The organism is Caulobacter sp. GW821-FHT09A05 (genome assembly GCF_059418465.1).
This window is the reverse complement of the sequence record NZ_JBWKPX010000013.1, coordinates 94288-119044: the sequence shown is the minus strand read 5'-3', so window position 1 is coordinate 119044 and position 24757 is coordinate 94288. Positions and strand designations below refer to the sequence as shown.

Annotated in this window: 25 protein-coding genes and 1 pseudogene; 16 read left to right on the top strand and 10 right to left on the bottom strand. The window is 69.8% G+C overall.

All coding sequences use genetic code 11. From position 1 onward, the window contains the following. Nucleotides 1-266: 266 nt before the first annotated feature. Nucleotides 267-1292, bottom strand: coding sequence for an NADP-dependent oxidoreductase (locus tag AC07NX_RS14390; protein WP_494642666.1), 1026 nt, complete (start codon nucleotides 1290-1292; stop codon nucleotides 267-269). 115 nt (nucleotides 1293-1407) lie between these two features. Here AC07NX_RS14390 and AC07NX_RS14385 point away from each other — a divergent pair, with 115 nt between their 5' ends. Then, on the top strand, nucleotides 1408-2343 hold the full coding sequence (locus tag AC07NX_RS14385) for a Gfo/Idh/MocA family protein (RefSeq protein ID WP_494642664.1): 936 nt from the start codon (nucleotides 1408-1410) through the stop codon (nucleotides 2341-2343). Between the two features lie 23 nt (nucleotides 2344-2366). Here the strand turns inward: AC07NX_RS14385 and AC07NX_RS14380 are convergent, their stop codons facing one another. Further along, the gene (locus AC07NX_RS14380; RefSeq protein WP_494642662.1) at nucleotides 2367-3338 is read right to left on the bottom strand and encodes a quinone oxidoreductase family protein; all 972 of its coding nucleotides are present in this window, start codon (nucleotides 3336-3338) and stop codon (nucleotides 2367-2369) included. Nucleotides 3339-3429: 91 nt separating this feature from the next. On the opposite strand from AC07NX_RS14380, the gene AC07NX_RS14375 reads away from it, so the two are divergent. Continuing rightward, nucleotides 3430-4293, top strand: a complete 864-nt coding sequence (locus AC07NX_RS14375; protein ID WP_494642660.1) for a LysR family transcriptional regulator — start codon at nucleotides 3430-3432, stop codon at nucleotides 4291-4293. A 144-nt stretch (nucleotides 4294-4437) separates the two neighbouring features. On the opposite strand, the gene AC07NX_RS14370 is transcribed toward AC07NX_RS14375, so the two are convergent. After that, nucleotides 4438-6021, bottom strand: coding sequence for a GH39 family glycosyl hydrolase (locus tag AC07NX_RS14370; RefSeq protein WP_494642658.1), 1584 nt, complete (start codon nucleotides 6019-6021; stop codon nucleotides 4438-4440). 281 nt (nucleotides 6022-6302) lie between these two features. Here AC07NX_RS14370 and ilvD point away from each other — a divergent pair, with 281 nt between their 5' ends. After that, on the top strand, nucleotides 6303-8033 hold the full coding sequence (gene ilvD / locus AC07NX_RS14365; RefSeq protein ID WP_494642656.1) for a dihydroxy-acid dehydratase: 1731 nt from the start codon (nucleotides 6303-6305) through the stop codon (nucleotides 8031-8033). A 257-nt stretch (nucleotides 8034-8290) separates the two neighbouring features. On the opposite strand, the gene AC07NX_RS14360 is transcribed toward ilvD, so the two are convergent. From AC07NX_RS14360 to erpA, 4 genes are all read right to left on the bottom strand, one after another. After that, nucleotides 8291-8716 (bottom strand): SseB family protein, encoded by a 426-nt coding sequence (locus tag AC07NX_RS14360; RefSeq protein WP_494642655.1) that lies wholly within the window; start codon nucleotides 8714-8716, stop codon nucleotides 8291-8293. A gap of 101 nt (nucleotides 8717-8817) precedes the next feature. Further along, nucleotides 8818-9702, bottom strand: a complete 885-nt coding sequence (locus tag AC07NX_RS14355; protein WP_494642653.1) for an SRPBCC family protein — start codon at nucleotides 9700-9702, stop codon at nucleotides 8818-8820. Nucleotides 9703-9746: 44 nt separating this feature from the next. Beyond that, entirely contained in the window at nucleotides 9747-10535 is a 789-nt protein-coding gene (gene xth / locus AC07NX_RS14350; RefSeq protein ID WP_494642651.1) for an exodeoxyribonuclease III, read from the bottom strand. Nucleotides 10536-10621: 86 nt separating this feature from the next. Further along, nucleotides 10622-10954, bottom strand: coding sequence for an iron-sulfur cluster insertion protein ErpA (gene erpA / locus AC07NX_RS14345; protein ID WP_494642649.1), 333 nt, complete (start codon nucleotides 10952-10954; stop codon nucleotides 10622-10624). Nucleotides 10955-11031: 77 nt separating this feature from the next. Here erpA and AC07NX_RS14340 point away from each other — a divergent pair, with 77 nt between their 5' ends. From AC07NX_RS14340 to serS, 9 genes are all read left to right on the top strand, one after another. Further along, entirely contained in the window at nucleotides 11032-12216 is a 1185-nt protein-coding gene (locus AC07NX_RS14340) for a deoxyguanosinetriphosphate triphosphohydrolase (protein ID WP_494642647.1), read from the top strand. 132 nt (nucleotides 12217-12348) lie between these two features. Further along, complete coding sequence (gene ftsN, locus AC07NX_RS14335; protein WP_494642645.1) at nucleotides 12349-13161, top strand: cell division protein FtsN; 813 nt, start codon at nucleotides 12349-12351, stop codon at nucleotides 13159-13161. Between the two features lie 13 nt (nucleotides 13162-13174). Further along, on the top strand, nucleotides 13175-14200 hold the full coding sequence (nagZ, locus tag AC07NX_RS14330; RefSeq protein ID WP_494642643.1) for a beta-N-acetylhexosaminidase: 1026 nt from the start codon (nucleotides 13175-13177) through the stop codon (nucleotides 14198-14200). Beyond that, complete coding sequence (locus AC07NX_RS14325) at nucleotides 14197-15021, top strand: segregation and condensation protein A (RefSeq protein ID WP_494642641.1); 825 nt, start codon at nucleotides 14197-14199, stop codon at nucleotides 15019-15021. The genes nagZ and AC07NX_RS14325 overlap by 4 nt, the downstream gene beginning before the upstream one ends. Nucleotides 15022-15133: 112 nt before the next feature. Next, nucleotides 15134-15793 carry an SMC-Scp complex subunit ScpB gene (scpB, locus tag AC07NX_RS14320; RefSeq protein ID WP_494642639.1) on the top strand — a complete coding sequence of 220 codons (660 nt, stop codon included), beginning with the start codon at nucleotides 15134-15136 and terminating at the stop codon, nucleotides 15791-15793. 142 nt (nucleotides 15794-15935) lie between these two features. After that, nucleotides 15936-16160 carry a twin-arginine translocase TatA/TatE family subunit gene (locus AC07NX_RS14315; RefSeq protein ID WP_494642637.1) on the top strand — a complete coding sequence of 75 codons (225 nt, stop codon included), beginning with the start codon at nucleotides 15936-15938 and terminating at the stop codon, nucleotides 16158-16160. A 95-nt stretch (nucleotides 16161-16255) separates the two neighbouring features. Next, entirely contained in the window at nucleotides 16256-16822 is a 567-nt protein-coding gene (gene tatB, locus AC07NX_RS14310) for a Sec-independent protein translocase protein TatB (RefSeq protein ID WP_494642635.1), read from the top strand. Then, nucleotides 16819-17721, top strand: a complete 903-nt coding sequence (tatC, locus tag AC07NX_RS14305) for a twin-arginine translocase subunit TatC (protein ID WP_494642634.1) — start codon at nucleotides 16819-16821, stop codon at nucleotides 17719-17721. Before tatB ends, tatC begins: the two co-directional genes overlap by 4 nt. 223 nt (nucleotides 17722-17944) lie before the next feature. Continuing rightward, nucleotides 17945-19333 carry a serine--tRNA ligase gene (gene serS, locus AC07NX_RS14300; protein ID WP_494642633.1) on the top strand — a complete coding sequence of 463 codons (1389 nt, stop codon included), beginning with the start codon at nucleotides 17945-17947 and terminating at the stop codon, nucleotides 19331-19333. Nucleotides 19334-19346: 13 nt separating this feature from the next. Here serS and AC07NX_RS14295 read toward each other — a convergent pair. Next, nucleotides 19347-19478: pseudogene (locus AC07NX_RS14295) on the bottom strand (hypothetical protein); the annotation flags it as partial. 19 nt (nucleotides 19479-19497) lie between these two features. Here AC07NX_RS14295 and surE point away from each other — a divergent pair. The 3 genes from surE to dipM all read left to right on the top strand — a co-directional run bounded on the left by surE (nucleotide 19498) and on the right by dipM (nucleotide 22966). Next, nucleotides 19498-20292 carry a 5'/3'-nucleotidase SurE gene (surE, locus tag AC07NX_RS14290; RefSeq protein WP_494642631.1) on the top strand — a complete coding sequence of 265 codons (795 nt, stop codon included), beginning with the start codon at nucleotides 19498-19500 and terminating at the stop codon, nucleotides 20290-20292. Further along, the gene (locus AC07NX_RS14285) at nucleotides 20292-20948 is read left to right on the top strand and encodes a protein-L-isoaspartate(D-aspartate) O-methyltransferase (protein ID WP_056755596.1); all 657 of its coding nucleotides are present in this window, start codon (nucleotides 20292-20294) and stop codon (nucleotides 20946-20948) included. Before surE ends, AC07NX_RS14285 begins: the two co-directional genes overlap by 1 nt. Before the next feature lie 125 nt (nucleotides 20949-21073). Next, entirely contained in the window at nucleotides 21074-22966 is a 1893-nt protein-coding gene (gene dipM / locus AC07NX_RS14280) for a cell division endopeptidase DipM (RefSeq protein WP_494642629.1), read from the top strand. Between the two features lie 211 nt (nucleotides 22967-23177). Here the strand turns inward: dipM and AC07NX_RS14275 are convergent, their stop codons facing one another. Both AC07NX_RS14275 and AC07NX_RS14270 read right to left on the bottom strand, forming a co-directional pair. Continuing rightward, nucleotides 23178-23417: a hypothetical protein gene (locus tag AC07NX_RS14275; protein ID WP_494642627.1), complete on the bottom strand. Its 240-nt coding sequence runs from the start codon at nucleotides 23415-23417 to the stop codon at nucleotides 23178-23180. A gap of 18 nt (nucleotides 23418-23435) precedes the next feature. Then, nucleotides 23436-24275, bottom strand: a complete 840-nt coding sequence (locus AC07NX_RS14270) for an ATP-binding protein (protein WP_494642625.1) — start codon at nucleotides 24273-24275, stop codon at nucleotides 23436-23438. A 120-nt stretch (nucleotides 24276-24395) separates the two neighbouring features. Here AC07NX_RS14270 and yajC point away from each other — a divergent pair, with 120 nt between their 5' ends. Beyond that, the gene (gene yajC, locus AC07NX_RS14265) at nucleotides 24396-24704 is read left to right on the top strand and encodes a preprotein translocase subunit YajC (protein WP_494642623.1); all 309 of its coding nucleotides are present in this window, start codon (nucleotides 24396-24398) and stop codon (nucleotides 24702-24704) included. Nucleotides 24705-24757: the final 53 nt, after the last annotated feature.

Genomic DNA, 24757 nt, shown 5'->3' with positions numbered 1-24757 from the left:
CATTGGAAGGGGCTGCCGCGCCGCTGCGCCGCTTTAACACAGGGGCGCCGCGCAAAGTGGCTTACCGCTTGGGATAGCGGCGATGGGGACAGGTTGGTTGCCTGGGGTGAGGCGGGGAGATGGGGGTGGTTTTGACGGTCCGCAAGGGGCGGGGAGGCCGACTCAGTGGCGCTAGGGGGTGACACTTGCCCCCTCCGCGCCTGCGGCGCTCCTCCCCCGGACCGCGAAGCGGTCAGGTGGGGGCAAGTGGGGGAGACCCCGCCTCGCTACCCCAGCTTCACCAACATCTTTCCCAGGTTCTCGCCCGTGAACAGCTTGATGAAGGCGTCCGGCGCGCGCTCGACGCCATTCTCCACGGTCTCGTTCCACTTGATCTGGCCCGCGCCGATCCAGCCGGCCATGTCCTTGAGGAACTGCGGCGCCAGGTCGTAGTGGTTGGAGACGATGAAGCCCTCCAGCCGCAGGCTCTTGCCCACCGCCTGGATGATGTTGGCCGGGCCGGTCGGCTTTCCGGTCGCGTTGTACTGCGAGATCATGCCGCACAGGGCGAAGCGGCCGAACGGGCGGGCCGAGTTCAGGGCCGCCTCCAGGTGTACGCCGCCGACATTCTCGAAATAGACGTCGATTCCCTTGGGCGCGGCCTTCTCGAGTTCGGCCACGACGTCGGGCGTGGCCTTGTAGTCGATGACGTGGTCGACGCCGATGCTCTTGAGGAACGCGACCTTCTCGGGCCCGCCGGCCGAACCGATCACCGTGTGACCCTTCAGCTTGGCGATCTGGCAGACCACCTGGCCGACCGCCCCGGCGGCGGCCGAGACGAAGACCACGTCGCCGTCCTTCAGGGCCGCGATCCGCAGCAGGCCGACATAGGCGGTCAGGCCCGGCATGCCGGCCACGCCGAGGAAGGTCTGCGGCGGCAGGCCGTGGGTGTCGATCTTCGTCACCGCTCCCATGCCGCCGGCGGCCAGGGCCTTGGGCGAGACGTTGAACGCCTCGCGCCAGCCGAACATGGTCGAGACGATGTCGCCGGGCTTGAAGTTGGGGTCGTTCGAGGCCGTGACCTCGCCGATCGCGCCGCCCTGCAGGGCCTTGCCCAACTCGAACGGCGGCACATAGCTCTTCCGGTCGGTCATGCGGCCGCGCATGTAGGGATCGACCGACATCCACAGGTTCCGGACCTGGATCTCGCCGTCGCCGGGCGCGCCGACCTCGACGCTGGCCAGCTCGAAGTTCTCCTGGGCCGGAACGCCCACCGGGCGGCTTTTCAGACGGATCTCGCGCGACGTGACCATGGTCGTTCTCCCGGGGCCCCGTGATCGGGGTATGGTGTTAAACGAACGTTTAACCCGATCTCGCCCGCGCCTCCAGCGCCTTCCCGCGCGAAAGCGAACGGGATAGACAGCGGCCATGACCCAAGATCTCCTCAGGGCCGGCGTCGTGGGCGCGGGCGTGTTCGGCGGCTACCACGCCAAGAAGTATGTCGAGCTGGACGGGGTCGCCCTGACGGCGGTGTTCGACATCGACCTGGCGCGGGCCCAGGCCCTGGCCGAGCCCTTGGGGGCCCAAGCCTTCGACGACATGGACGCCTTCCTGGCCGCCGTCGACGTGGTCACCGTCGCCACCCCCGCCGTGCACCACGCCAAGGCCGGCCTGGCGGCGCTGAGGGCGGGCAAGCCGGTCTATTCGGAAAAGCCCCTGGCCGTGACCCCGGACGACGCCGACGCCCTGGTCGCCGCCGCGGCGAAGGCGGGCGTGGCCCTGGCCTGCGGCCACCAGGAGCGCGTGGTGTTCCAGGCCATGGGCCTGCTGGACATTCCCGAACAGCCGCTGCGCCTGGAAGCCGTCCGCCGGGGCACGCCGTCGGACCGCAACCTCGACGTCTCGGTGGTGCTGGACCTGATGATCCACGACATCGACCTGGCCCTGGCCCTCTGCGACGGCGACCCCGTCACGGTGGAAGGCGAGGGGGCGATCACCCGCTCCACCTCGCTCGCCAATCCTTCTTTAGACTGGGTCAAGGCCGAGGCCACCTTCGACAACGGCTTCACCGCCGTGTTCGACAGCTCGCGCGTGGCGGAGGCTCGCGAGCGGACCATGAAGGTGGTCTATCCCTCGGGCGAGGTCGAGATCGACTTCCTGGCCCGCACCTTCCGCAACACCACCCCGTTCCCGCTGATCGAGACCTTCACCGACACCCCGGCCGGCAAGGACCCGCTGGGCCAGAGCGTCGCCGGTTTCCTGAAGGCGGTGCGCGGCGAGGCCCCGCGTCCGGTGGTCACCGGCGAGGAGGCGGCCCGCGCGCTGGACCTGGGCCTGGCGGTGGAGCAGGCGGCGGGCGGCTAGGGCCGGCCTCGCCAACGGCCGGGCTAGGGGATCAGCAGCAAGCTGCCCGTCGTCCGTCCCGCTTCCAGGTCGGCCTGGGCCTTTCCGGCCTCTTCCAGGGCATAGGTCTGGCTGATCTCGACCGTCAGCTCGCCGCGACCGAGCGCGTCCAGCAGGTCGGCCGCCGCCGCCCGGTAGCGGGAAACGTCCGTGACATAGGCCATGACGCTGGGGCGCCACAGGGCCAGGCCGCGCTTGCCCAGGTCGCCGACCAGCACGGGCGGGGCGGCGCCGGCCGCCTGGCCGACATTGACCACCATGCCGAACGGCGTGACGGCGTCGAAGGTCCTGCGCAGATAAGCGCCGCCCAGGCCGTCATAGGCGACGTCGACGCCCCGGCCGTCGGTCAGGTCCAAGGCTTGCGCGACGAAGTCGGCGTCGCGGCCGACGATCACCTGCGCCGCGCCGGCTTTGCGGGCCACCTGGGCTTTCGCCTCGGAACTGACCGTGCCGATGACCGAGAAGCCCAGCTGGACGGCCCAGCGGGTCAGCAACTGTCCCAAGCCCCCCGCGGCGGCGTGCACCAGCAGGGTCGAGCCGGGGGCGGGCGGGCGCGGGCCCCGCAACAGCATCTGGACCGTCAGGCCGCGCAGCATGGCGCCGGCCGCGAGGCGCATGTCGATGTCGGCCGGCAGCTTGATGGCGCGGGCCGCCGGCAGGTTGCGGACCTCGGCATAGCCGCCCAGCGGCGCGCCGGCATAGGCGATGCAGTCGCCGACCGAGACGTCCTCGACGGCCTCGCCGATTGCTTCCACCACCCCCGCGCCCTCGACCCCGAGCACGCCCGGCAGGGGCAGGGGGTAGAGACCCGTGCGGTAGTAGATGTCGATGAAGTTGACGCCGATGGCGTGGTGGCGAACCCGCACCTCTCCGGCGGCGGGACGCGCGAGCGGACGGCGGACCAGCTGGAGTTGGTCGACGCCGCCCGGGGCGACGAGTTCGATGCTGCGGATCATGGGGCTCTCCTTTGAGATCGCCACGATGGGCCCGACGCGGACCTCATGAGAATTCCATGATCTCGCAACCGTACTGTGCGAAAACGCACGGATGGATTGGGAAGATCTTCGTCACCTGGCCGCCGTGGGGCGGCAGGGGTCGCTTTCGGGCGCGGCCCGGACCCTGGGCGTCGACCACGCCACGGTCGGCCGACGGGTCGCCGCCCTGGAGGCGCGCACCGGCCTGCGGCTGTTGGAGCGCCGGGGGCGGGGCACGGCCCTGACCCAGGCCGGCGAGCGGATCGCGGCCCTGGCCTTCGACATGGAGGACCGGGTCCTGGCGGTCGAACGCCTGGTCCAGGCCGAGCGCCGGCCGCCGAAGGTCGAGGTGGTGGTCAGCGCCCCGCCCGCCCTGGCGATGTTCATGCTGGCCGGCGGCCTGGCCTCCCTGCGTCGGGACCAGCCGTCGATCACCGTCACCCTGCGCGGCGAGGCGTCCCTGGTGTCGCTGACCCGGCGCGAGGCCGACCTGACCCTGCGCCTGCAGGCGCCGGACGAGACGACCAGCGTGGCCCGCAAGATCGGCGAGATGGCCTATGCGCTCTACGCCGCCGTCGACTACCCGCACGGACCGGATGGCGAATGGTCGCTGGTCAGCTACGACGCCGAGATGGACCGCCTGCCGCAGCAGGAATGGCTGCGCGCCTTCGCGGCCGGCCGGCCGGTCAGCTTCCGCAGCAACGACATGGCCATCCTGCAACCGGCGGCGCGGGCCGGCCTGGGCGTGGTGCTGCTGCCCTGCTTCATGGCCGACGCCGATCCGGGACTGCGACGCTGGTCACAGGCCGCCCCGCCCCGGCGCGGCCTGTGGCTGGCCATGCACGAAGACCTGCGCTGGCTGGCGGCGGTGCGCGCGGTCGGCGACCACCTGGCGGCGGTGATCCACCAGCACCGCGACCGCCTGTTGGGCGTCTAGCGAGTTCGACATCAGTCCTGGGGCGAAACCTCGTCCTTCGACAGACTCAGGATGAGGTTTTCTGCTGTCGAGGTCTGTAGATGGTCCTCATCCTGAGCTTGTCGAAGGACGAGGACCACCCAAGGCCCTGTAAGCCGAGCCGCCCTACTTCGGCGCCACCTTGACCAGCACCACGTCGTTGGCCCGCATGGTCACCGACACGCTGGCCGCGCCCGACTTGCCGACGGTCAGGGCCCGCGTCTCGGGCTTGTCCACGGTCAGGGCGTTGAGGTCGCGCACCTGCTGGTCGGTCAGCGTCTTGGGCGAGCCCAGCTCCAGATAGGCCGTATGGGCGTCGTTGGCCTTGAAGCCGGTGCGGAAGATCTGGACGTCGTAGCGGCCGGGCTTGAGGCCCTTCAGGTCGAGGCTGACCGGCTCGACGTCCGAGGTCGGCTGGACCTTGGTGTAGTAGGGGCGGTTGCTGACCGCCTGCACGGGTTGGCGGAAGGCCCAGACCAGGGCCTGGACGCCGCCCTTGTCGGCGGTCACCCAGCTTTCCGCGTCGGCGACCTTCACCGCCTTGTCGCCCAGCTGGTTCAGGTACTTGTAGGCGAACCAGGCCGGCTTGCGGATCCCTTGCGGGTTCATCAGGCCAAAGCCGCCCTCGAACGGCGCGGTCGGCGGGCCCGGCTCCTCGAACAGGTCGCTGTAGGTCCAATAGCTCATGCCCTGCAGCAGGCCCTCGCTGGCCTTCAGCTTGCTGAGGATGTAGGGCGCGCTGACATAGGAGTCGTGCACCGGGTCGCGCGGCGTGTAGCTGGTGCTCCATTCTGTGAAATAGAGCGGCAGGCCGGGCTTGAACGAGGCCTCTATCTCCTTTCGCACCCGGCGCACGTCGCCGACGATGGCGTCCGGCGAGGTCGATAGCTTGGTGTCGCTCTGGCCCTTCTCGTCCAGGAAGCCGCCGTCGACGCCGTAGGTGTGGGTGGTGACGAAGTCGACCGCCGCGCCCGAGGCCTGGACGTGGCTGAGGAATTCGGGGGTCCAGGCCGCGCCGGCGGTCGAGGGGCCGCCGACCTTCAGGGCCGGATCGATGGCCTTGATGGTGCGGGCGGTGATGTCATAGAGCTCGAAATAGGCCTTCTGGTCGGCCTTTTCCCAGAAGCCGTCGAGGTTGGGCTCGTTCCAGACCTCGAAATACCAGGACCGCACCTCGGCCTGGCCGTAGCGCTGCTGGACGTGGCGGACGAAGGCGTCGATCAGGCCCGCCCACTGCTTGGGATCGGGATGGGAGGTGTTGCCCTTCCAGTAGAAGATCGTCTGTTCCGAGGTCTTCATCGCGTCGGGGGTGAAGCCCAGCTCGACGAACGGCTTGACGCCCATCTTCAGCAGGCGGTCGTAGAGCTGGTCGATCTTGGTCCAGTCATAGACCGGCTTGCCGTCGACCACGCGATAGGTCCCCAGCACGTCGTGGAAGATGGCGTGGAAGCGGACATAGCGGAAACCCAGCTCGTCGCGGGCGATCTTCATCTGGGCCAGGCTGTCGTCGCGCAGCAGGGTGCCCGGATAGTCCGAACCCACCGACAGGTCGTAGAAGCGGTCGCGCGGCGTGGTCGGCGCCTTGGCGTCGATGGCGATGTGGCGGACGGCCGGCTTGCCCTGGGCGAAGGCGGATCCCGCCAGAAGACTCGCCAGGGCCGAGGCCAGGATCGCGCCGCGGAGCAAGGTCCTGGCGGGGGTGGTGGTCATGGTGGCGGGTCCCTTCCTGCGATGGTCCGCCCTCGTGCTGGAGCGGTGTCATTGGGACCGGTACCATTATTCTGGCGTCGTCGTATAGCCCGCTTGGCGTCGACGGCGCCGGAGCCTGACGGGGCAGGGGTCTGATCATGCGCGGCGGCCACGCTTCCGCGAACCGTTCGCAATGAAACGCGCGTCGAGCGGCCGGTTTCCGGCAAAAACTCGGCGTCCAACCCTTTCGTCGCGCTCCTAGCTGAGCTAACCACGGCGCACGATTTGGAAGGCGTACTCTGATGACCAAGAAACCCGACGGCACCTGGGACAAGTCGCAACTCCCGAGCCGGCATGTAACCGAAGGGCCGGCCCGCGCGCCGCACCGCTCGTATTACTACGCCATGGGCCTTGGCACCCGCGAGATCGCCCAGCCGTTCGTGGGCGTGGCCTCGTGCTGGAACGAGGCCGCCCCCTGCAACACCGCCCTGATGCGCCAGGCCAACGCCGTGGCCAAGGGCGTCAAGGCGGCCGGCGGCACCCCGCGCGAATTCTGCACCATCACCGTGACCGACGGCATCGCCATGGGCCACGAGGGCATGCGCTCGTCCCTCGTCAGCCGCGACGTGATCGCCGACTCGGTCGAGCTGACCATGCGCGGCCACGGCTATGACGCCCTGGTCGGGGTCGCCGGCTGCGACAAGAGCCTGCCGGGCATGATGATGGCCATGCTGCGCCTGAACGTGCCGTCGGTGTTCCTCTACGGCGGCTCGATCCTGCCGGGACGTTTCCAGGGTCGCGACATCACCGTCATGGACGTGTTCGAGGGCGTCGGCGCCCACGCCGCCGGGACCATGGACGCCAAGACCCTTTGCGAGCTGGAGCAGCACGCCTGTCCGTCGGACGGCGCCTGCGGCGGCCAGTTCACCGCCAACACCATGGCCTGCGTGTCGGAAGCCATCGGCCTGGCCCTGCCGCTGTCGTCGGCTCTGCCGGCGCCGTACCTGGACCGCGACCAGTACGCCGTGGCCTCCGGCGAGGCGGTGATGCGGCTTATCGAGCAGAACATCCGCCCGCGCGACATCTGCACCCGCAAGGCGTTCGAGAACGCCGCCGTGGTCGTCGCGGCGACCGGAGGCTCCACCAACGGCGCCCTGCACCTGCCGGCCATGGCCCACGAGTGCGGCATCGAGTTCACCCTCAAGGACGTGGCCGAGATCGCCGCTCGCACGCCCTATATCGCCGACCTCAAGCCCGGCGGCCGCTACGTGGCCAAGGACATGGGCGAGGCCGGCGGCGTGCCGATGCTGCTGCGCACCCTGCTGGACGCCGGCCTGCTGCACGGCGACGTCATGACGGTGACCGGCAAGACCCTGGCCGAGAACCTGGCCGACGTGGTCTGGCGCGACGACCAGGACGTGATCCGCCCGGTCTCCAACCCGCTGTCGCCGACCGGCGGCGTGGTGGGGCTGTGGGGCTCGCTGGCCCCCGAGGGCGGCATCGTCAAGGTGGCCGGCCTCAAGCACCAGGTGCACCGCGGCCCGGCCCGGGTGTTCGACGGCGAGCAGGCCTGCTTCGAGGCCGTCTCGAACCGCGACTACAAGGAAGGCGACGTCCTGGTCATCCGCTACGAAGGCCCCAAGGGCGGGCCGGGCATGCGCGAGATGCTGTCGACCACGGCCGCCATCTACGGCCAGGGCGTGGAGAACATCGCCCTGATCACCGACGGCCGCTTCTCGGGCGCCACGCGCGGCCTGTGCATCGGCCACGTGGGACCGGAAGCCGCCGTGGGCGGGCCGATCGCCCTGGTCCAGGACGGCGACATCATCAGCATCGACGCCACCAAGGGCACGATCGACCTCGAGGTCGAGGCCGACGAACTGGCGCGCCGCAAGGCCGCCTGGAAGCCGCGCGGCCACGACTACAACAGCGGCGCGATCTGGAAGTTCGCCCAGCTGGTGGGGCCGGCCTATCTCGGCGCGACCACCCATCCGGGCGCGGCCAAGGAAACCCACGTCTACGCGGACATCTGAGGGGACGAGTTGGGCGGCCCTTGCGGTCGCCCGGCCTATTTCCTGATCTTCTTGAAGTCCTTGTAGAACAGGTCTTCCGGCGGGCGATCCTCCGGCGCGGCCAGGGCCGGCGCGGCGCAGCAAACGGCGAGGGCGGCGGCGAGAACAAGACGCATCGATCAGGGCTCCCAAGGTTTGCTTGCAGGGCGGCCTGCAGGGCATTTGTTGACGCAACGCGCGAGCTGTCAATCACGGGGCGAGCGACGGGCCTACATTCATCATGTCGGCGCCGGTGGGTTGTCTAAAAGCCTTCGAGTGAGCGCCGGGTCCCAACGTACGTGAGGGCTGAGGCCCCAATTCAACGCGACAGGCTGGTCTGGCCGCGCCAGCAAGAGTGCGCGGTGGCCATCGAGAGACATCGTCGGGATTGACCCTTCCTCGGCGAACGCAGTCTGAAAGCGCGCCATGCTTGTATAAATGGCCAAGGCTCTGCGTCCGTCGGGCAGCTTGACCGTCCATACGTTCACCTGTCCGTCCTTGAGAGCCGGGAAGCGCCTTGCTGTCTCGTCGTCGATGCGGACATACACCCTGGATCGCAACAACGCCTCGCCCACGGCCGTCTCGGTTTCAGGGCTGGGATGGTCGGCGAAGGCCACCAAGGCGCGCTCGAGATCGTTCTCGGGCGTTATGAAGGGCTGACCCATGGCCTCGGCCTCCCTACGAAGGCGAGGTTTGCAAGCTGACGCGAGGAGCGCCGCCATCGCCGAAATGGCCAGGATGGCGGCTCGTCTGTCCATCTTCCCGCCTAATCGTCCAGGTCGAACGGCAGCTCGTCCTGGTCGCTCTGGGGCGGACGGCCGGCCTTGGAGACTGGCTTGTAGGTCTTTTCCGCGATCGGCGACCGATCCTCGTCCACTCCCGGCGGGGCGTCGAGATCGTCATCCGCCTCCCAGGGGGCCTCCAGCGGGTCGGCGGTGGTGTCGATCTCGTCGAACAGCGGGGCGGTGGCGGTCGGGCGGGCCTGCGGCGCGGCGCTGATCGTCTCCAGGGCGGGCGTGTACGGCTTGGGCGCGCGCGCGGTCTCCGGCTCGACGGCCGGCGGGCGCGACTGGATGGCCGGCTCGGCCGTGGGCGAGACAGCGGGCGCGGGCCGGGCCTTCGGGGCCAGGGGGCGGCGGACGATGGCGTCGGCGCGCAGCAGCCAGCGGTTGGCTTCCTGGATGGCGTCGGCGGGCGAGCGGCTCTCGCGGCGCTGCTGGTCGCCTTCCAGCCACACGTCCAGCTCGAAGTCGGGGTGGCGCGGATCGTCGAAGATCAGCTTCAGGGTCACCTGGGCGGCCTGCTGCACGATCTGGTCGATGGCCCGGCGCTGCTCGCCGCGGAACACCCGGCCGATCACCTGGCCGTCGACCGACAGCTCGGCCCCCATTAGCTCGTCGATGCGGTAGATCAGGCACCAGGCGCCGCTGTCCCAGGCCACGGCGGCCTGGTTGGTGGTGAAGTTGAAGCCGGCGCCCCGGCCGCGACCCTTGGCGACGATCACGGTCTCCGGCGGGCCCTTCAGCACATGGCGCAGCGCGCGGCGGATCCGGCGCTCCTCGTCCATGAACCAGATGGCGGCGCTGCCCACGAAGGTCACCGCGGACGCCGACAAGGTCACGAGCAGCAGGAGACGCCAGAGTTCGCTCATGGGATCAGGCTAGCGAGAGTCCCCGTTTACGAACAGTTGCCGTTTCAGAGCGACAGCTCGGCGACCACGGGAACGTGATCGGAAGGCTTTTCCTTGTCCCGCTCGTCACGATGGATGACCACCCCGGCCAGCCGATCCGCCGCCTGGGGCGACAGCAGCAGGTGGTCGATGCGGATGCCCAGGTTCCTCGGCCAGGCGCCAGCCTGGTAGTCCCAGAAGGTGTAGCCGCCCGGGGCGCCGTCGGCCTGCAGGTAGGCGTCGGTGAAGCCCAGGTTCTTCAAGGCCCGGAACGCGCCCCGGCTCTCGGGCTGGAACAGGGCGTCGCCCAGCCAGGCCTCGGGATTGGCCACGTCCTCGGCCTCGGGGATGACGTTGTAGTCGCCGGCGATGACCAGCGGCTCCTCCAGGGCCAGAAGATCCCGGGCGTGGGCGTGCAGCCGCTTCATCCAGGCCAGCTTGTAGGCGAACTTCTCGGTCCCGATCGGATTGCCGTTGGGCAGGTAGATGCCGACCATCCGGAATGGGGTCGGGGCGGCGATCACCGCCTCGATGTAGCGCGACTGCTCGTCGACCTCGTCCGCGTGCAGGAAGGGCAGGCCCCGGCGCACGTCCTCCAGCGGGAACTTCGAGAGCATGGCCACGCCGTTATAGGTCTTCTGGCCATGGACGGCGACGTTGTACCCCAGGCGCTCGAAGGCCTCGGCCGGGAACTTCTCGTCCAGGCACTTGATCTCCTGCAGCACGGCCACGTCGGGCGCGGCCGATTCGAACCACTCCAGCACCCTTTCCAGGCGGGCGTTGACGGAATTGACGTTCCAGGTGGCGATGCGCATCGAAGGCTCCGTGAGGCCGGCGGAGGCTAGGGCGCATGGCGGCCGCGCTCAAGTCGGGCTTCCAGATTTCGCGCCGCGGATCGGCCCTAGATCGAGAAGCTGACGCCGCAGCCGCAGCTGGACTTGGCGTTGGGGTTGCGCACCTTGAACTCGGCGCCGGCCAGTTCGTCGACGAAGTCGATCTCCGAGCCCTTCAGGAGGGCCAGGGAGATGACGTCGACCAGGGCCGCGGCCCCGTCGCGCTCGACCCTCAGGTCGTCGGGCTCGGCGCTGTCGACCAGGTCGAACCGGTACTGGAAGCCCGAGCAGCCGCCGCCGTCGACGGCGACGCGCAGCATCACCCGATGGCCCTCGGCCTCGGAGAGGGTGTGGAGCCGGCGGGCGGCGTTGGAAGAAAGCGTTACGGCTGTGTCGGTCATGGCTGTGGAAAATCCATACTTCGCCTATATGAGGGCCTGCGCGCCCCAGGGAAAGGGGCGATCAGCAAAGGCCTTCCATGTCGTCGTCTCCCTTCTTCGTTCCGCGCGCGCCCTATGCCGAGGATCCGGCCAGATCCCTGGGGCGTCGTTTCCTGGAAGACGAGAGCCGCACGCGCACCCCGTTCGCCCGCGACCGCGACCGCATCATCCACACCTCGGCCTTTCGCCGCCTTAAGGAAAAGACCCAGGTGTTCGTCGCCCACGAGGGCGACAACTTCCGCACCCGCCTGACCCATTCACTGGAGGTGGCGCAGGTGGCGCGGTCGCTGGCCACGGCCTTGGGCCTGGACAGCGACCTGGCCGAGACCATCGCCCTGGGTCACGACATCGGCCACCCGCCGTTCGGCCACGCCGGCGAGGACGAGCTGCAGTCGTGCATGAAGGCGTATGGCGGCTTCGACCACAACGTCCAGACCTTCCGCGTCGTCACCGAGCTGGAGCGCCGCTATCCGGACTTCAACGGCCTGAACCTGACCTGGGAGACCCTGGAGGGGATCATCAAGCACAACGGCCCGGTGACCGAGAAGCTGGGCAAGCCGTCCTGGAAGGCGATCTCCAAGTACGACAGCGAATACAAGCTGGGCCTGAACACCTGGGCCTCGGCCGAGGCCCAGGTCGCGGCCCTGGCCGACGACATCGCCTACAACAACCACGACATCGACGACGGGGTCGAGGCGGGGCTGTTCACCCTGGATGAGCTGATGGACGTGCCGCTGATCGGCCCGATCCTGGCCGCCGTGCGCAGCGAGCGCCCGGACCTGGACCCGCGCCTGACCCGGCTGGAGGCCGTGCGGCGAATGATCGGGGCCATGGTCGACGACGTCATGGGCGAGACCCTGCAGCGCGCCGCCGCCACCGGCGTGCAGTCGGCGCAGGACGTCCGCGCCCTGGAACACGCCCTGGTCGCCTTCTCGCCGGACATGACCGAGGACTTGGCCCGGCTGCGCCAGTTCCTGCACGCCCGCATGTACCGCCACTGGCGCGTCAATAGGACGCGCAGCCAGGCCCGCCGCATTCTCGCCGAGATGTTCAACCTCTTCTTGGCCGAGCCCGACGTCCTGCCGTCGGAATGGTTCGCCCGGTCGCAGAACCGCGACGAGGCCGGCCGCGCCCGCGTCGTGTGCGACTACATCGCGGGCATGACCGATCGGTTCGCCATCGAGGAACATCGCAAGCTGTTCCAGCTGGACGTCTGGAACTAGCCCGGCCCGAAAGCCGGACGGCGACGTTCACGAGTGGTTCTGGGTAGGCCCGGGCTCCGATAAACTATGTCGGCGCGCGTCCGATTCGCTGTGAGCGATCCCGCGCGCATGAAGTCTGGAGCCTCGACGCGAATGTCCGATCCCCACCGCGGCGCCTACACGCCGCCCACCGATGCGCCGCTCTCGTTCGACGCGCGTCAGCCCGTTCGCGGCTCGCGGCCCCTGCCCATGACCCTGATCATCAGCGCGGTGGTCCTGGCCACCCTGGTGGTCGCGGTGCTGCTGATCTATCGCGGCGGCGTGCGCGGCCCCAACGAGCCGCCGCGCACGGTGGGCGAGCCCGTCGCCCAGATGAAGGCCGCGCCGCCGGCCGACGCCGCCCAGCCGGCCGACCCGGCCTCGGGCCTGCAGATCTATAAGAGCGAGACCCCCGAGGCCTCGCCGACCTTCGCCGCCCAGCCGGAAGCGCCGCTGGCCCGTCCGACCCCGCCGCCGCCCAGCGCGCCGGTCCAGACCGCCACCCTGCAGCCGGCCAAGCCCGCGCCGACCGGCCCTGCCGCGCCGGTCTCGGCCCTGCCGGCGGCCAAGCCGGCCGCCAAGCCGCAGACCATCGAAAGCCTGGCCACCGCCGCCGTCTCGCCGCGCGCCGGGCCGCCGGTCGCGACCAAGCCCGCCGCCGCGCCGGCCCCCGCCGCTTCCGCCGGCGGCCCAGCCAGCGTGCAGATCGGCGCCCTGTCCTCGACCGCCCTGGCCGACAAGGCCTGGTCCGACGCCGCCCGCATCGCGCCGGGCCTGGCCGCGGGCAAGGGCAAGCGGGTCGAGGCGATCGACAAGAACGGCACGACCCTCTACCGCACCGCCGTCACCGGCTTCGCGTCGCGCGCCGAGGCCAAGGCCTTCTGCGACGCCCTGTCCGCCGCCGGCAAATCCTGCTTCGTGAAGTAAGGGAGTCGGGCGCTTGGCCAGCATTTCCGCCGCCATCCTCGGCTGCGCCGGGACCACCCTGACGGCGGAGGAGGCCGCGTTCTTCCGCGACGTGAAGCCGTGGGGCTTCATCCTGTTCAAGCGCAACATCGCCGACCCGAACCAGGTCCGGGCCCTGACGGCGGCGTTGCGCGCCACGGTGGGGCGTTCCGACGCCCCGATCCTGATCGACCAGGAGGGCGGCCGCGTCGCCCGCCTGCAGGCGCCGCATTGGCGGAAATATCCGCCGGGCCGCGCCTATGGCGACCTCGTCGCCAACGACCCGCTGGTGGCGCGCGAGATCACCCGCCTGGGCGCGCGGCTGATCGCCCACGACCTGACCTCGCTGGGGATCAATGTCGACTGCGTGCCGGTGCTGGACGTGCCCGATCCGCAGGGGCACGAGATCATCGGCGACCGCGCCTATGGCGACACGCCGCAGCAGGTGGCGACCCTGGGGCGCGCGGCGGCCGAGGGCCTGCTGGCCGGCGGCGTCCTGCCGATCATCAAGCACATCCCCGGCCACGGCCGCGCCATGGCCGACAGCCACCTGGAGCTGCCGGTGGTGAAGGCCAAGCTGGCCGAGCTGGACGCCCGCGACTTCGCCCCGTTCCGCGTGCTGTCGGACATGCCGATGGCGATGACCGCCCACGTCGTCTACACGGCCATCGACCGGTCTCGCCCGGCCACGACCTCGAAGAAGGCGATCAAGAAGATCATTCGCGAGTCCATCGGCTTCGACGGCCTGCTGATGAGCGACGACCTGTCGATGAAGGCGCTGTCGGGCGATTTCCGGCAGCGCGCCAAGGACAGCCTGGCCGCCGGCTGCGACGTGGTCCTGCACTGCAACGGCGACATGGCCGAGATGAAGGCGGTGATGTCCGGCGTCGGCAAGCTGTCGCGGGAGGCCAAGCGTCGGGTCCAGGCGGTGATGGGCCGGCTCGTGAAGGTCCCCGAGCCGCTGGACGTGGCCGAGGCGCGCGCGCGGTTCGATGCGGCCTTCGACGGACGCTTTGCGTGAGCACGGGCTTCCAGCCCACTCTCGACTTCGAGGCCGCCAACGAGGCGGCCGAGGACGGCGCGGCGCTGGTCATCGACATCGACGGCTACGAAGGGCCGCTGCACGTGCTGCTGGCCCTGGCGCGCAGCCAGAAGGTCGACCTGCTGCAGCTGTCGATCACCAAGCTGGCCGAGCAGTACCTGGCCTTCGTGCAGCAGGCCCGCCGGGTGCGCTTCTCGCTGGCCGCCGACTACTTGGTGATGGCCGCTTGGCTGGCCTATCTGAAGTCGCGCCTGCTGCTGCCCAAGCCCGAACGCCCCAAGGCCGAGGAGCCGCCGGCCGAGGAGATGGCCGCCCAGCTGGCTTTCCGCCTGGCCAAGCTGGACGTGATGCGCAAGGCCGTCGAGGCCCTGAAGGAGCGCCCGATCCTCAAGCGCGACGTGTTCATGCGCGGCGACCCGGAGGCGGTGAAGATCGTCTCCTCGACCCGCTTCGAGGGCGACCTCTACGCCCTGATGACCGCCTACATCACCCAGCGCAAGCGCGAGCACGGCCGCCACTACGCCCCGCGCCCGCCCCAGGCCTATCCGCTGGAGGACGCCCGCGACCGCCTGCGCGAGCTGCTGCCGCGGATGAAGGACTGGACGACCCTGTCGGGAGTCGCGCCGGTCGACCGCTGGGAAGAGGATCCCGACGGCCCCAGCCCCGCCAGCTACCTGGCCTCGACCCTGTCGGCCAGCTTGGAGCTGGTGAAGGAGGGGATCCTCGAGGCGCGGCAGATGGAGGCGTTCTCGGATATCTATCTGCGGACAAGGGCCGAGCCGTTGGAGCCTGCGACGTGAGAAGACCCCCTCCGGCCCTTTGGGCCACCTCCCCCAGAGGGGGAAGATCGACTCAGGAGATGCTCCCCCTCTGGGGGAGCTGTCGCGAAGCGACTGAGGGGGCTTTCGCGCCATGACCATCGACCCCCTCTTCACCGAACGCTGCATCGAGGCCCTGCTGTTCGCGGCGGCCGAGCCGCTGAGCGTCGAGGACCTGGTCAAGCGCCTGCCCGAGGGCGCCGACATCGGCGCGGGCCTGGCCGACCTGCACGCGCGCTACGCCGGCCGGGGCATAGAGCTTGTGCAGGTGGCCGGCCGCTGGCGGTTCCAGACCGCCCAGGACCTGGCCTTCCTGATGACCGAGGAGCGCGAAGAGCCGCGCCGCCTGTCCAAGGCCGCCCAGGAAACCCTGGCGATCATCGCCTACCACCAGCCGGTCACCCGGGCCGAGATCGAGGCGGTGCGCGGGGTGCAGGCCAGCCGGGGCACGCTGGACGTGCTGCTGGAGCTGGGCCTGGTCAAGATGCGCGGCCGCCGCCGCACGCCCGGCCGTCCGGTGACCTTCGGCACCACGGACGCCTTCCTCGAGCACTACGGCCTGGCGACCCTGGGCGACCTGCCCGGAATCGCCGAGATGCGCGCGGCCGGTCTTCTGGCCCTGGACCTGCCGCCGGGCTTCACCGTGCCCGACCCGATGGGCCTGCGGGCCGGCGAGGACGAGGATCCGCTGGAGGACGGCGACGAGGCTCCGGAATTCGCTCAGGATTTCCTGGGAGACATGGAGCGGGGGTAGGGGCTTTACACATCGTCGCAGGCGCCCGCTTATCGTGCGGCGCCGCTTTGCCCCTCGCCTCGCGACGGCCTATATTGTCAGAGATATTGTAACGACACGCCACAGCGGCTAATGGGCCGCTGTCGCAAGGAGCATCGTCGTCATGGGTAGCATGAGCTGGATCCACTGGGTGATCGTGATCGCGGTCGTCGCCCTGCTGTTTGGCGGGCGCGGCAAGCTGTCCGGCATCATGGGCGACGCGGCCAAGGGCATCAAAGCCTTCAAGGACGGTCTGAAGGACGATTCGTCCGACGACGTCGCCGCCAACAAGTCGACGGGCGCCCTGCCGCGCACCGAGGCCGAGAAGGAAGACCTGCGCAAGTCGTAGGGGATTCGTCGCGCCGCGCCCCCGCGAGGGGGAGGGCGGACGCGGCTATCGTTTCACTTCGCGCGCCGGCTCCCGGCTCGCTCTAAGGCGCGTCCATGCTTCCTGATATCGGCGGAACGGAACTCCTGGTCATCGCCGCGGTCGCCTTGATCGTGGTGGGACCCAAGGACCTGCCCGTCCTGCTGCGCAAGCTCGGCCAGTTCGTCGCCAAGATCCGCGGCATGGCCAACGAGTTCCGCGCCAGCTTCGACGAGATGGCCCGCCAGTCGGAGCTGGACGAGCTGCGCCGCGAGGTCCAGGCCATGCGCGAAGGGCAGTACACCGCCCCGATGCGCGACGCCGCCGCCCAGGCCGGCGACGCCAGCCACGTCGACCAGGTGTTCGCGGACATCGACGCCAGCCTCAACAGCGGCGCGGTCAAGGTCTCGCCGCACGACGCCTACCAGCCCGCGACGCCCCTGGAGGCGCCCGCGCCCGGCGTCGAGATCGTCTCCAAGCCGAAGCGAAAGACTTCGGCCAAGCCCAAGGCCGCCGCCGAGGCGACCGAGATCGTCTCCAAGCCCAAGTCGGCCAAGGTCGCCAAGGGCGACCTCTCGGTTCCGGCCAAGCCGGCCCGCAAGCGCGCGGCCAAGACCTCGACCAATTCGGACATCGTCTCGTGACCAACGCCCTCGGACACGATCCGGAAGACGAGATCGAAGCCTCGCGCGCGCCGCTGATGGATCACCTGATCGAGCTGCGCATGCGGCTGATCATCTGCGTGGTCGCCCTGTTCGTCGGTTTCGGCGTCTGTTTCGCCTTCGCCGACCAGATCTTCCTGTTCCTGGTCAACCCGTTCACGGTGGCCCAGAAGCTGCTGGCCGCCCAGCACGCCGGCGGCCATCATGGCCCCTTCGACCTGCTGCTGGCCCTGCTGGGCCTGAAGGAGATCCCGGCCACCGACACCAAGGCCCTGGGCCTGGTCTATACCGCCGCCCTGGAGTTCTTCTTCACCAAGCTGAAGCTGGCCGGCTTCGGGGCCGTGGTCCTGACCTTCCCGGTGCTGGCCTGGCAGCTGTACCGCTTCGTGGCCCCCGGGCTCTACAAGAACGAGCGCTACGCCTTCCTGCCGTTCCTGATCGCCTCGCCGTTCATGTTCCTGCTGGGCGCGGCCCTGGTCTACTACGTGATGCTGCCGTTCGTGCTGTGGTTCTCGCTGAGCCAGCAGATCTCGACCGCCGGCATCTCGATCCAGCTGCTGCCCAAGGTCAGCGACTACCTGACCCTGGTCACGACCCTGCTGCTGGCCTTCGGCCTGTGCTTCCAGCTGCCGGTGGTGGTCTCGCTGCTGGGCATGGCCGGCATCGTCTCCAGCAAGATGCTGCGCGACGGCCGCCGCTACGCCATCGTCGGGGTGTTCATCGCCGCCGCCATCCTGACCCCGCCCGACCCGATCAGCCAGATGACCCTGGCGATCCCGATGTGCCTGCTCTACGAGATCTCGATCTGGTGCGTGTGGCTGATCGAGCGCCGCAAGGCCAAGGACGAGGCCGAGCAGACCAAGGACGTGGTGGCGGTCTGATTTCCCTTCTCCCCTTGCGGGAGAAGGTGGCGCGCAGCGCCGGATGAGGGGTCTCTCAGACGTTGGAGGCCGTGCGTAACGCGGCGGCGCCCGCCATCGACCCCTCACCCGACCCGCTGCGCGGGCCACCCTCTCCCGCAAGGGGAGAGGGAAGAGTGTTGGCGCCCCCGCCGACGCGCCTTAGAGAGGTCCGTTCTTAACGACTTCTCTTCCGAGCGTTCCGATGCACGACATCAAGGCCATCCGCGACAATCCCGACGCCTTCGAAGCCGCCTGGTCGGCCAAGGGCCGCTCGGGCGCGGCCGCCGAGGCGGTCAAGCTGGACGCCCTGCTGCGCGCGGCCCAGACGGCGCTGCAGGAGGCCCAGGCCAAGCGCAACGAGAGCTCCAAGCTGATCGGCATGGCCAAGGCCAAGAAGGACGAGGCCGAGGCGGCCCGCCTGATGGCCGAGGTCGAGCACCTGAAGGCGGTCATGGCCTCGGCCGCCCAGACCGAGACCGAGGTCGGCGGCCAGCTGCGCGACCTGCTGGCGGCCCTGCCCAACATCCCCGCGCCCGAGGTGCCGGCGGGCGAGGACGAGGCGGGCAATGTCGAGGTCCGTCGCTGGGGCGATCCGTCCAAACTGCCGGCCGGCCGCCTGAACAATCCCAAGGACCACGTCGATCTGGGCGCGGCCCTGGGCGGCATGGACTTCGAAGCCGCCGCCCGCATGAGCGGTGCGCGCTTCGTGGTGCTGAAGGGCCAGATCGCCCGGCTGGAACGGGCGCTTGGCCAATTCATGCTGGACCTGCAGACGGTGCAGCACGGCTACGTCGAGGTCAGCCCGCCGCTGCTGGTCAAGGACGAGGCGTTGTTCGGGACGGGACAGCTGCCGAAGTTCAAGGATGATCTCTTCTGCGCGAATAGCGGCGACGTCAGAGATATCCAAGAGACGTTGACCGCGAACCGAACCTGGGAACCCGGAGAGTTCGATGCAGCCGTGCGACTGTTTATCGGCGATCCGAAGTGGCTCATCCCCACCGCCGAAGTCTCCCTGACCAACATCGTGCGCGAGCAGATCACCGACGAGGCCGAGCTGCCGCTGCGGATGACGGCCCTGACGCCCAGCTTCCGCTCCGAGGCCGGCGCGTCGGGCCGCGACACCCGCGGCATGATCCGCCAGCACCAGTTCTACAAGGTCGAGCTGGTCTCGATCACCACGCCCGACCAGTCCGAGGCCGAGCACGAGCGCATGGTCGGTTGCGCCGAGGCCGTGCTGAAGGCGCTGGAGCTGCCGTTCCGCACCATGCTGTTGTGCACCGGCGACATGGGCTTCGGGGCCCGCAAGACCTATGACCTGGAAGTCTGGCTGCCGTCGCAGAACACCTATCGCGAGATCAGCTCGTGCTCGAACTGCGGCGACTTCCAGGCCCGGCGCATGGACGCTCGCTTCAAGAAGGCCGGCGAGAAGGGCACGCACTACGTCCACACCCTGAACGGCTCGGGCCTGGCCGTCGGCCGCACCCTGGTGGCCGTGCTGGAGAACTACCAGGACGAGACCGGCCGGATCACCATCCCGGACGTGCTGGTCCCGTACATGGGCGGCGTGACGCATATCGGGGGCGCGGCGTGACCCGCCTCCACGATCCTTCTCCCCTTGCGGGAGAAGGTGGCCGGCGCAGCCGGTCGGATGAGGGGTTGAAGATCGCTTCAGCCGCCCTTCTGGACCGGCGGCGCGACCCCTCATCCGTCAGCTACGCTGACACCTTCTCCCGCAAGGGGAGAAGGAAGGTCTAGATGCGCATCCTCCTCACCAACGACGACGGCATTCACGCCGAGGGCCTGCAAAGCCTGGAGCGCATCGCTCGCGCCCTGTCGGACGACATCTGGATCGTGGCCCCGGAATACGAGCAGTCGGGGGCCGGCCGGGCCCTGACCCTGTCGGACCCGATCCGCGTGCGCCGGATCGACGACCGCCGCTTCGCCGTCGAGGGCACCCCGACCGACTGCGTGGCCATGGCCGTCCAGCAACTGATCGACGGCCCGGCGCCGGACCTGGTGCTGTCGGGCGTCAACCGCGGCCAGAACCTGGCCGAGGACGTCACCCTGTCGGGCACGGTGGCCGGCGCCATCGAGGGCATGGCCCTGGGGATCCCGTCGATCGCCCTGTCCCAGGCCATGACCTATTTCCACGACGAGGTGGTGGCCCACTGGGAGACCGCCGAGCACTTCGGGCCGGGCATCGTCCGCCGCCTGCTGGAGATCGGCTGGCCCAAGGACGTGGTCATGAACGTCAACTTCCCGGCCCTGGCCCCCGAGGCGGTCACCGAGGTGGAAGTCACCCGCCAGGGCTTCCGCGACTCGCACATGCGGAGCATGGAAAAGCGGACCGACCTGCGTGGTCGCGACTATTACTGGACGGGCTTCGTTCTCAAGCCGTCCACGCCGGCGGAGGGCACGGATCTGAAAGCCGTCTACGAGGGGCGCATCTCGGTCACGCCGCTGCACATCGACCTGACCCACAACCCGACGGTGGCGGCCCTGAAGGGGCTGCTCGGCGGCGCGCCGCCAAAGCTGGAGGCGGCTTCGTGATGGCCCAGGCCAAGGCCGACACGCCCGAGGCCCGGCTGCAGGCGCTGATGAAGGCCCTGCGCGCCCAGGGCGTCACCGACCCGGCCGTGCTGAACGCCATTGAGAAGACCCCGCGCGACCTGTTCACCCCCGACCTGTTCAAGGAGCGGTCCTGGGAGGACTCGGCCCTGCCGATCGCCTGCGGCCAGACGATCAGCCAGCCGTTCATCGTCGGCCTGATGACCCAGGCCCTGACCCTGGAGCCGCGCTGCCGGGTGCTGGAGATCGGCACCGGCTCGGGCTACCAGACCGCCGTCCTCAGCCGCGTCTCGCGCCTCGTCTACACGATCGAGCGCTACCGCACCCTGATGAAGGAGGCCGAGGCCCGCTTCGCGGTGCTGGGCCTGACCAATGTCATCACGAAATTCGGGGATGGATGGGAGGGCTGGCCCAAACAGGCGCCGTTTGACCGCATTCTGGTCACGGCGGCGGCGCAGGATGAACCGGAAACTCTGCTTTCGCAGCTCAAGCCCCAAGGCGTGCTCGTCGCGCCGGTGGGCAAGGGGCCGGTGCAGAGCCTTCGCCGCTACGCCGGCGACGGAAAGGGGGGCTTCACCGTCGAAGTCCTGTGCGACGTGCGTTTCGTCCCGATCCTGGACGGCGTCGCCCGCGAATAGCGGGCCGGCGTCGCCGGGTTTTCCCCGTGGGTCCCGCCCGGGGTTCTCGGGGCGGCGCGACATGTTTAATGGTTGGTTTACCCTTGCGGCGGCGACTGGAGCCCATGCAAGGTAGAGGAGAGGCTATGAGGCAGTTGTGGACGCGTGCGGCGGTGATCGCCCTGACGGCTGGAACGCTCGCGGCCTGCGAGAGCACGGGCGGCGCGCAATATCCCACCCGGAGCCAGGCTCCGACGCCGAACTTCCCGATCGTCCAGGCCCCGCCGGCCAACCAGCAGCCCGAAGGCCCCTCGACCCCGCCCGACGAGCCGCAGCCCACCTTCTCCGCGCCCGCCGGCAATGTCGGCGTCTCCAGCCAGCCCCTGGCCCCGGCCACGACCACCCAGCCGGCGCCGCTTCCTCCGCCGCCCCCGCCCGTCGCTGAAACCCGTCCCGCCCCGGCCCCGCCGGCGGCGCGCCCGGTGGTGGTCACCACCGTCGGCGGCCCCGTGGTGACGATCGCCGGCCCGCCCAAGAGCTACAAGGTCAAGTCGGGCGACAATATCGACGCCATCGCCCGCACCCTGGGCACCACCCGCGCCCAGCTGGTCAAGGACAACGACCTTAAGGCGCCGTACCGCATCCATCCCGGCCTGGTGCTCCAGGGGCCCGAGACCAAGGACGCCAAGGCCTATGTCGTCCAGACCGGCGACACGATGTTCGCCATCGCCAAGCGCTTCTCCGTCACGGCCGCGGCCCTGGCCGAGGCGAACGACCTGAGCACCGGCTCGGCCATCCGCAAGGGCCAGAAGCTGCGCCTGCCGGACGGCTACAAGGACAAGGGCCCCAGCCGCACCACCGTGATGCAGCCGGTGGCCCTGGGCCCGGCGAGCGGCGCGCCGTCGTCGTCCAGCGGCCTGCCGCCGATCGGTTCGCCGTCCAGCCAAGCCTCAGCGTCAGCCCCCTCCCGCGAGGTCGAGGAGGACGAGGCGCCGGCCGGCCGCCCGGTCACCACCACCACGGTCAGCGTCACCGGTCCGGTGGTCGAGGTCGCCGGCCCGCGCCGCACCTACACCGTCAAGTCGGGCGACGCGATCGACTCCATCGCCCGCAGCCTGGACACCACCCGCGCCGACCTGGCCAAGGACAACGACCTCGAGGCGCCGTACCGCATCAAGCCCGGCCAGAAGCTGAAGGGCCCGGCGACCACGGCCAAGGCCTATGTGGTCCAGACCGGCGACACCCTGGCCAATGTCGCCAAGCGCTTCAACGTCAAGCCGGCGGCCCTGGCCGAGGAGAACAACCTCCGCACCTCGGCCGCGATCAAGAAGGGCCAGAAGCTGCGCCTGCCGTCCGGTTTCCGGGACAAGGGCCCGCTGAAGACCACGGTGACGACCACCCCGGCCGCGCCGCGTCCCAGCGTCCCGCGCCCGACCACGCCCGCGCCCAGCTACACCCCGCCGGCCGCCACGCCGCCGCCGGCGTCGCTGCCCTCGTCGCCGCGCCCCTATACGCCGTCGCCCAGCACGACCTATCCCCGCACGCCCACCGGCCCGGCCCAGCCGGTGACGCCGCCGCCGTCCTCGGGCCAGATCATCGGCAGCAGCCCGCCGCCGACCGAGGCCGAGATCGCCGCCGCCGGCCGCGGCCGCTTCGTGTGGCCGCTGCAGGGCGAGACGATCTCCGGCTTCGGCGTCAAGGGCACGGGCCAGCGCAACGACGGCGTCGACATCCGGGCGCCGGCCGGCACGCCGGTCCGCGCCGCCGCGGCGGGCGAGGTGGTCTATGCCGGCAACCAGGTGCCCGGCTTCGGCAACCTGGTGCTGGTCAAGCACGCGGACGGCTGGGTGACGGCCTACGCCCACCTGTCGACCACCGAGGTCAAGATGCGCCAGCAGGTCGCCCAGGGCGCCACCCTGGGCGCGGTCGGCCAGACCGGCGGCGCGCCCGAGCCGCAGCTGCACTTCGAGGTCCGCTACGCGCCGACCCCGAAGGACAAGGCGCGTCCGGTGGATCCAGGCCTGGTGCTGCCGAGGTAGGGGCTTTCTCTCCTCGGTAAAGGCAGCGGAATTGCCTATGGATTTTCGCCCCAAGAGGCTGTCATCCCGGGCGTAGCGAAGCGAAGACCCGGGACCGCCGGGAGCGCCGAGTTCACGCCCCGGTCCCGGATCTTCGCGCTGCGCGCTCGTCCGGGATGACAGCCGTCTGGGGGAGGCGATTGCCCCGCTTCACAATGGGAGAAGGGTCAGGCTATTTGTCGCCCCAGCGCCACTTCCAGGGGCCGTCGCTCTTGCGCCAGCTGACGATGACCACGATCGCCGTCGCGGCCAGCACGACGCCCAGATGCAGCATCGGGTCGCGCCCCGCGAACGCCACGCCGCTGGCGGCGAGGACGACCAGGAAGCCGGCCAGCAGCGCCCAGCCCTCCCAGCTGCACGGCAGGCCGGCGTCGAACCCGTAGCGCTTCACGCGAAACCAAGGCTTGCCCATCAGGGCCTCCGAAGGGTCTTACGCCGGCAAGTTTACACCCAGCTCCCCGGCCAGGTCTCGGATGAACTGGTAGGCTACCCGGCCCGAACGGGCGCCGCGCAGCTGCGACCATTGCAGGGCCCGGCGCTCGAGATTCTCGACCTTCAGCCCGAAACGGTCGGCGTAGCCGTGGATGGCGGCCAGGTAGGTGGGCTGGTCCATGGGCGGGAAGCCGATCCACAGGCCGAAGCGGTCGGAGACGCTCATCTCCTCCTCGGCGTTCTCGGCGGCGGCGATCGCGCCCTGGGTCTCGACGTGGTCGCGCGGCATCAGGTGGCGGCGGTTCGAGGTGGCGACGAACAGCACGTTCTCGGGCGGTCCGGCCACGCCGCCCTCCAGGGCCGATTTCAGCGCCTTGGCGGCGGCGGCCCCGTCCTCGAACGACAGGTCGTCGCACAGCACCACGAAGCGCTCGGCGCGGGCGCGCAGCAGGTCGAACAGCGGCGGCAGGGCGGTGACCTCGTCGCGGTCGACCTCGACCAGCTTCAGGGCGGGGTGCTCGGCGGCCATGCCCATGAAGGCCGACTTGGTCAGCGAGCTCTTGCCCGTGCCGCGCACGCCCCACAGCAGCACATGGTTGCAGGGCAGGCCGACGGCGAAGCGGCGGAGATTCTCGACGAACCGGTCCTTCTGCCGCTCGACGCCGATCAGCAGGTCCAGGGGCATCGGATAGTCGGGTGCCGGTATGAAGCTACCGCTGGCCGGCTCATGCCGGAACAGCCGCCCCGCGGCGAAGTCCGGGGCGGCCGGGGCGGCGGGGGCCAGGCGCTCCAGGGCGTCGGCGATGCGGGCGAGCAGGGGCAGGGCGGCGTCGGTCATGTGTTGCCTCCTAGCCCCACCTGCCCGTCATTGCAAAAGGGGAGGTGAACGCATAGCTTCCGCCGACTTGGCGGGCCCCCATGTGTGGCGGGACGCTAACCTGACTTTCTTGGAGACGACATGTCCGGTGGACTGCAAGCCCAACTGATCCAGATCGCGCCCATCATCCTGATGGTCGTGCTCTTCTATTTCATGCTGATCCGCCCGCAGCAGACGCGCGCCAAGCAGCACGCCGCGGCCATCGCCGCCGTGAAGCGCGGCGACAATGTCGTGCTGTCGAACGGCATGCTCGGCAAGATCGTCCGCGTCGAGGACACCGAGGTCGGCGTCGAGATCGCCCAGGGCGTGACCGTGAAGGTGGTCAAGAGCATGATCGCCGAGATCCGCGCCAAGGGCGAACCCGCCCCGGCCAACGATCCCAAGAGCTGATCACCACTTCGCTTGAACACGAGGCGCCCTGGGGCGTCGTCCAGAGCCTGTAA

What these genes read in the sequence shown, in the direction of transcription:
- AC07NX_RS14275 (WP_494642627.1), bottom strand. Translation starts at nt 23,417, where the DNA reads ATGGGCAAGCCTTGGTTTCGCGTGAAGCGCTACGGGTTCGACGCCGGC.
- serS (WP_494642633.1), top strand. Translation starts at nt 17,945, where the DNA reads ATGCACGACATCAAGGCCATCCGCGACAATCCCGACGCCTTCGAAGCC.
- AC07NX_RS14340 (WP_494642647.1), top strand. Translation starts at nt 11,032, where the DNA reads ATGTCGTCGTCTCCCTTCTTCGTTCCGCGCGCGCCCTATGCCGAGGAT.
- AC07NX_RS14355 (WP_494642653.1), bottom strand. Translation starts at nt 9,702, where the DNA reads ATGAGCGAACTCTGGCGTCTCCTGCTGCTCGTGACCTTGTCGGCGTCC.
- xth (WP_494642651.1), bottom strand. Translation starts at nt 10,535, where the DNA reads ATGCGCATCGCCACCTGGAACGTCAATTCCGTCAACGCCCGCCTGGAA.
- surE (WP_494642631.1), top strand. Translation starts at nt 19,498, where the DNA reads ATGCGCATCCTCCTCACCAACGACGACGGCATTCACGCCGAGGGCCTG.
- AC07NX_RS14370 (WP_494642658.1), bottom strand. Translation starts at nt 6,021, where the DNA reads ATGACCACCACCCCCGCCAGGACCTTGCTCCGCGGCGCGATCCTGGCC.
- erpA (WP_494642649.1), bottom strand. Translation starts at nt 10,954, where the DNA reads ATGACCGACACAGCCGTAACGCTTTCTTCCAACGCCGCCCGCCGGCTC.
- scpB (WP_494642639.1), top strand. Translation starts at nt 15,134, where the DNA reads ATGACCATCGACCCCCTCTTCACCGAACGCTGCATCGAGGCCCTGCTG.
- yajC (WP_494642623.1), top strand. Translation starts at nt 24,396, where the DNA reads ATGTCCGGTGGACTGCAAGCCCAACTGATCCAGATCGCGCCCATCATC.
- AC07NX_RS14270 (WP_494642625.1), bottom strand. Translation starts at nt 24,275, where the DNA reads ATGACCGACGCCGCCCTGCCCCTGCTCGCCCGCATCGCCGACGCCCTG.
- AC07NX_RS14375 (WP_494642660.1), top strand. Translation starts at nt 3,430, where the DNA reads ATGGATTGGGAAGATCTTCGTCACCTGGCCGCCGTGGGGCGGCAGGGG.
- AC07NX_RS14315 (WP_494642637.1), top strand. Translation starts at nt 15,936, where the DNA reads ATGGGTAGCATGAGCTGGATCCACTGGGTGATCGTGATCGCGGTCGTC.
- AC07NX_RS14380 (WP_494642662.1), bottom strand. Translation starts at nt 3,338, where the DNA reads ATGATCCGCAGCATCGAACTCGTCGCCCCGGGCGGCGTCGACCAACTC.
- AC07NX_RS14390 (WP_494642666.1), bottom strand. Translation starts at nt 1,292, where the DNA reads ATGGTCACGTCGCGCGAGATCCGTCTGAAAAGCCGCCCGGTGGGCGTT.
- AC07NX_RS14385 (WP_494642664.1), top strand. Translation starts at nt 1,408, where the DNA reads ATGACCCAAGATCTCCTCAGGGCCGGCGTCGTGGGCGCGGGCGTGTTC.
- tatB (WP_494642635.1), top strand. Translation starts at nt 16,256, where the DNA reads ATGCTTCCTGATATCGGCGGAACGGAACTCCTGGTCATCGCCGCGGTC.
- AC07NX_RS14360 (WP_494642655.1), bottom strand. Translation starts at nt 8,716, where the DNA reads ATGGGTCAGCCCTTCATAACGCCCGAGAACGATCTCGAGCGCGCCTTG.
- AC07NX_RS14285 (WP_056755596.1), top strand. Translation starts at nt 20,292, where the DNA reads ATGGCCCAGGCCAAGGCCGACACGCCCGAGGCCCGGCTGCAGGCGCTG.
- dipM (WP_494642629.1), top strand. Translation starts at nt 21,074, where the DNA reads ATGAGGCAGTTGTGGACGCGTGCGGCGGTGATCGCCCTGACGGCTGGA.
- ftsN (WP_494642645.1), top strand. Translation starts at nt 12,349, where the DNA reads ATGTCCGATCCCCACCGCGGCGCCTACACGCCGCCCACCGATGCGCCG.
- ilvD (WP_494642656.1), top strand. Translation starts at nt 6,303, where the DNA reads ATGACCAAGAAACCCGACGGCACCTGGGACAAGTCGCAACTCCCGAGC.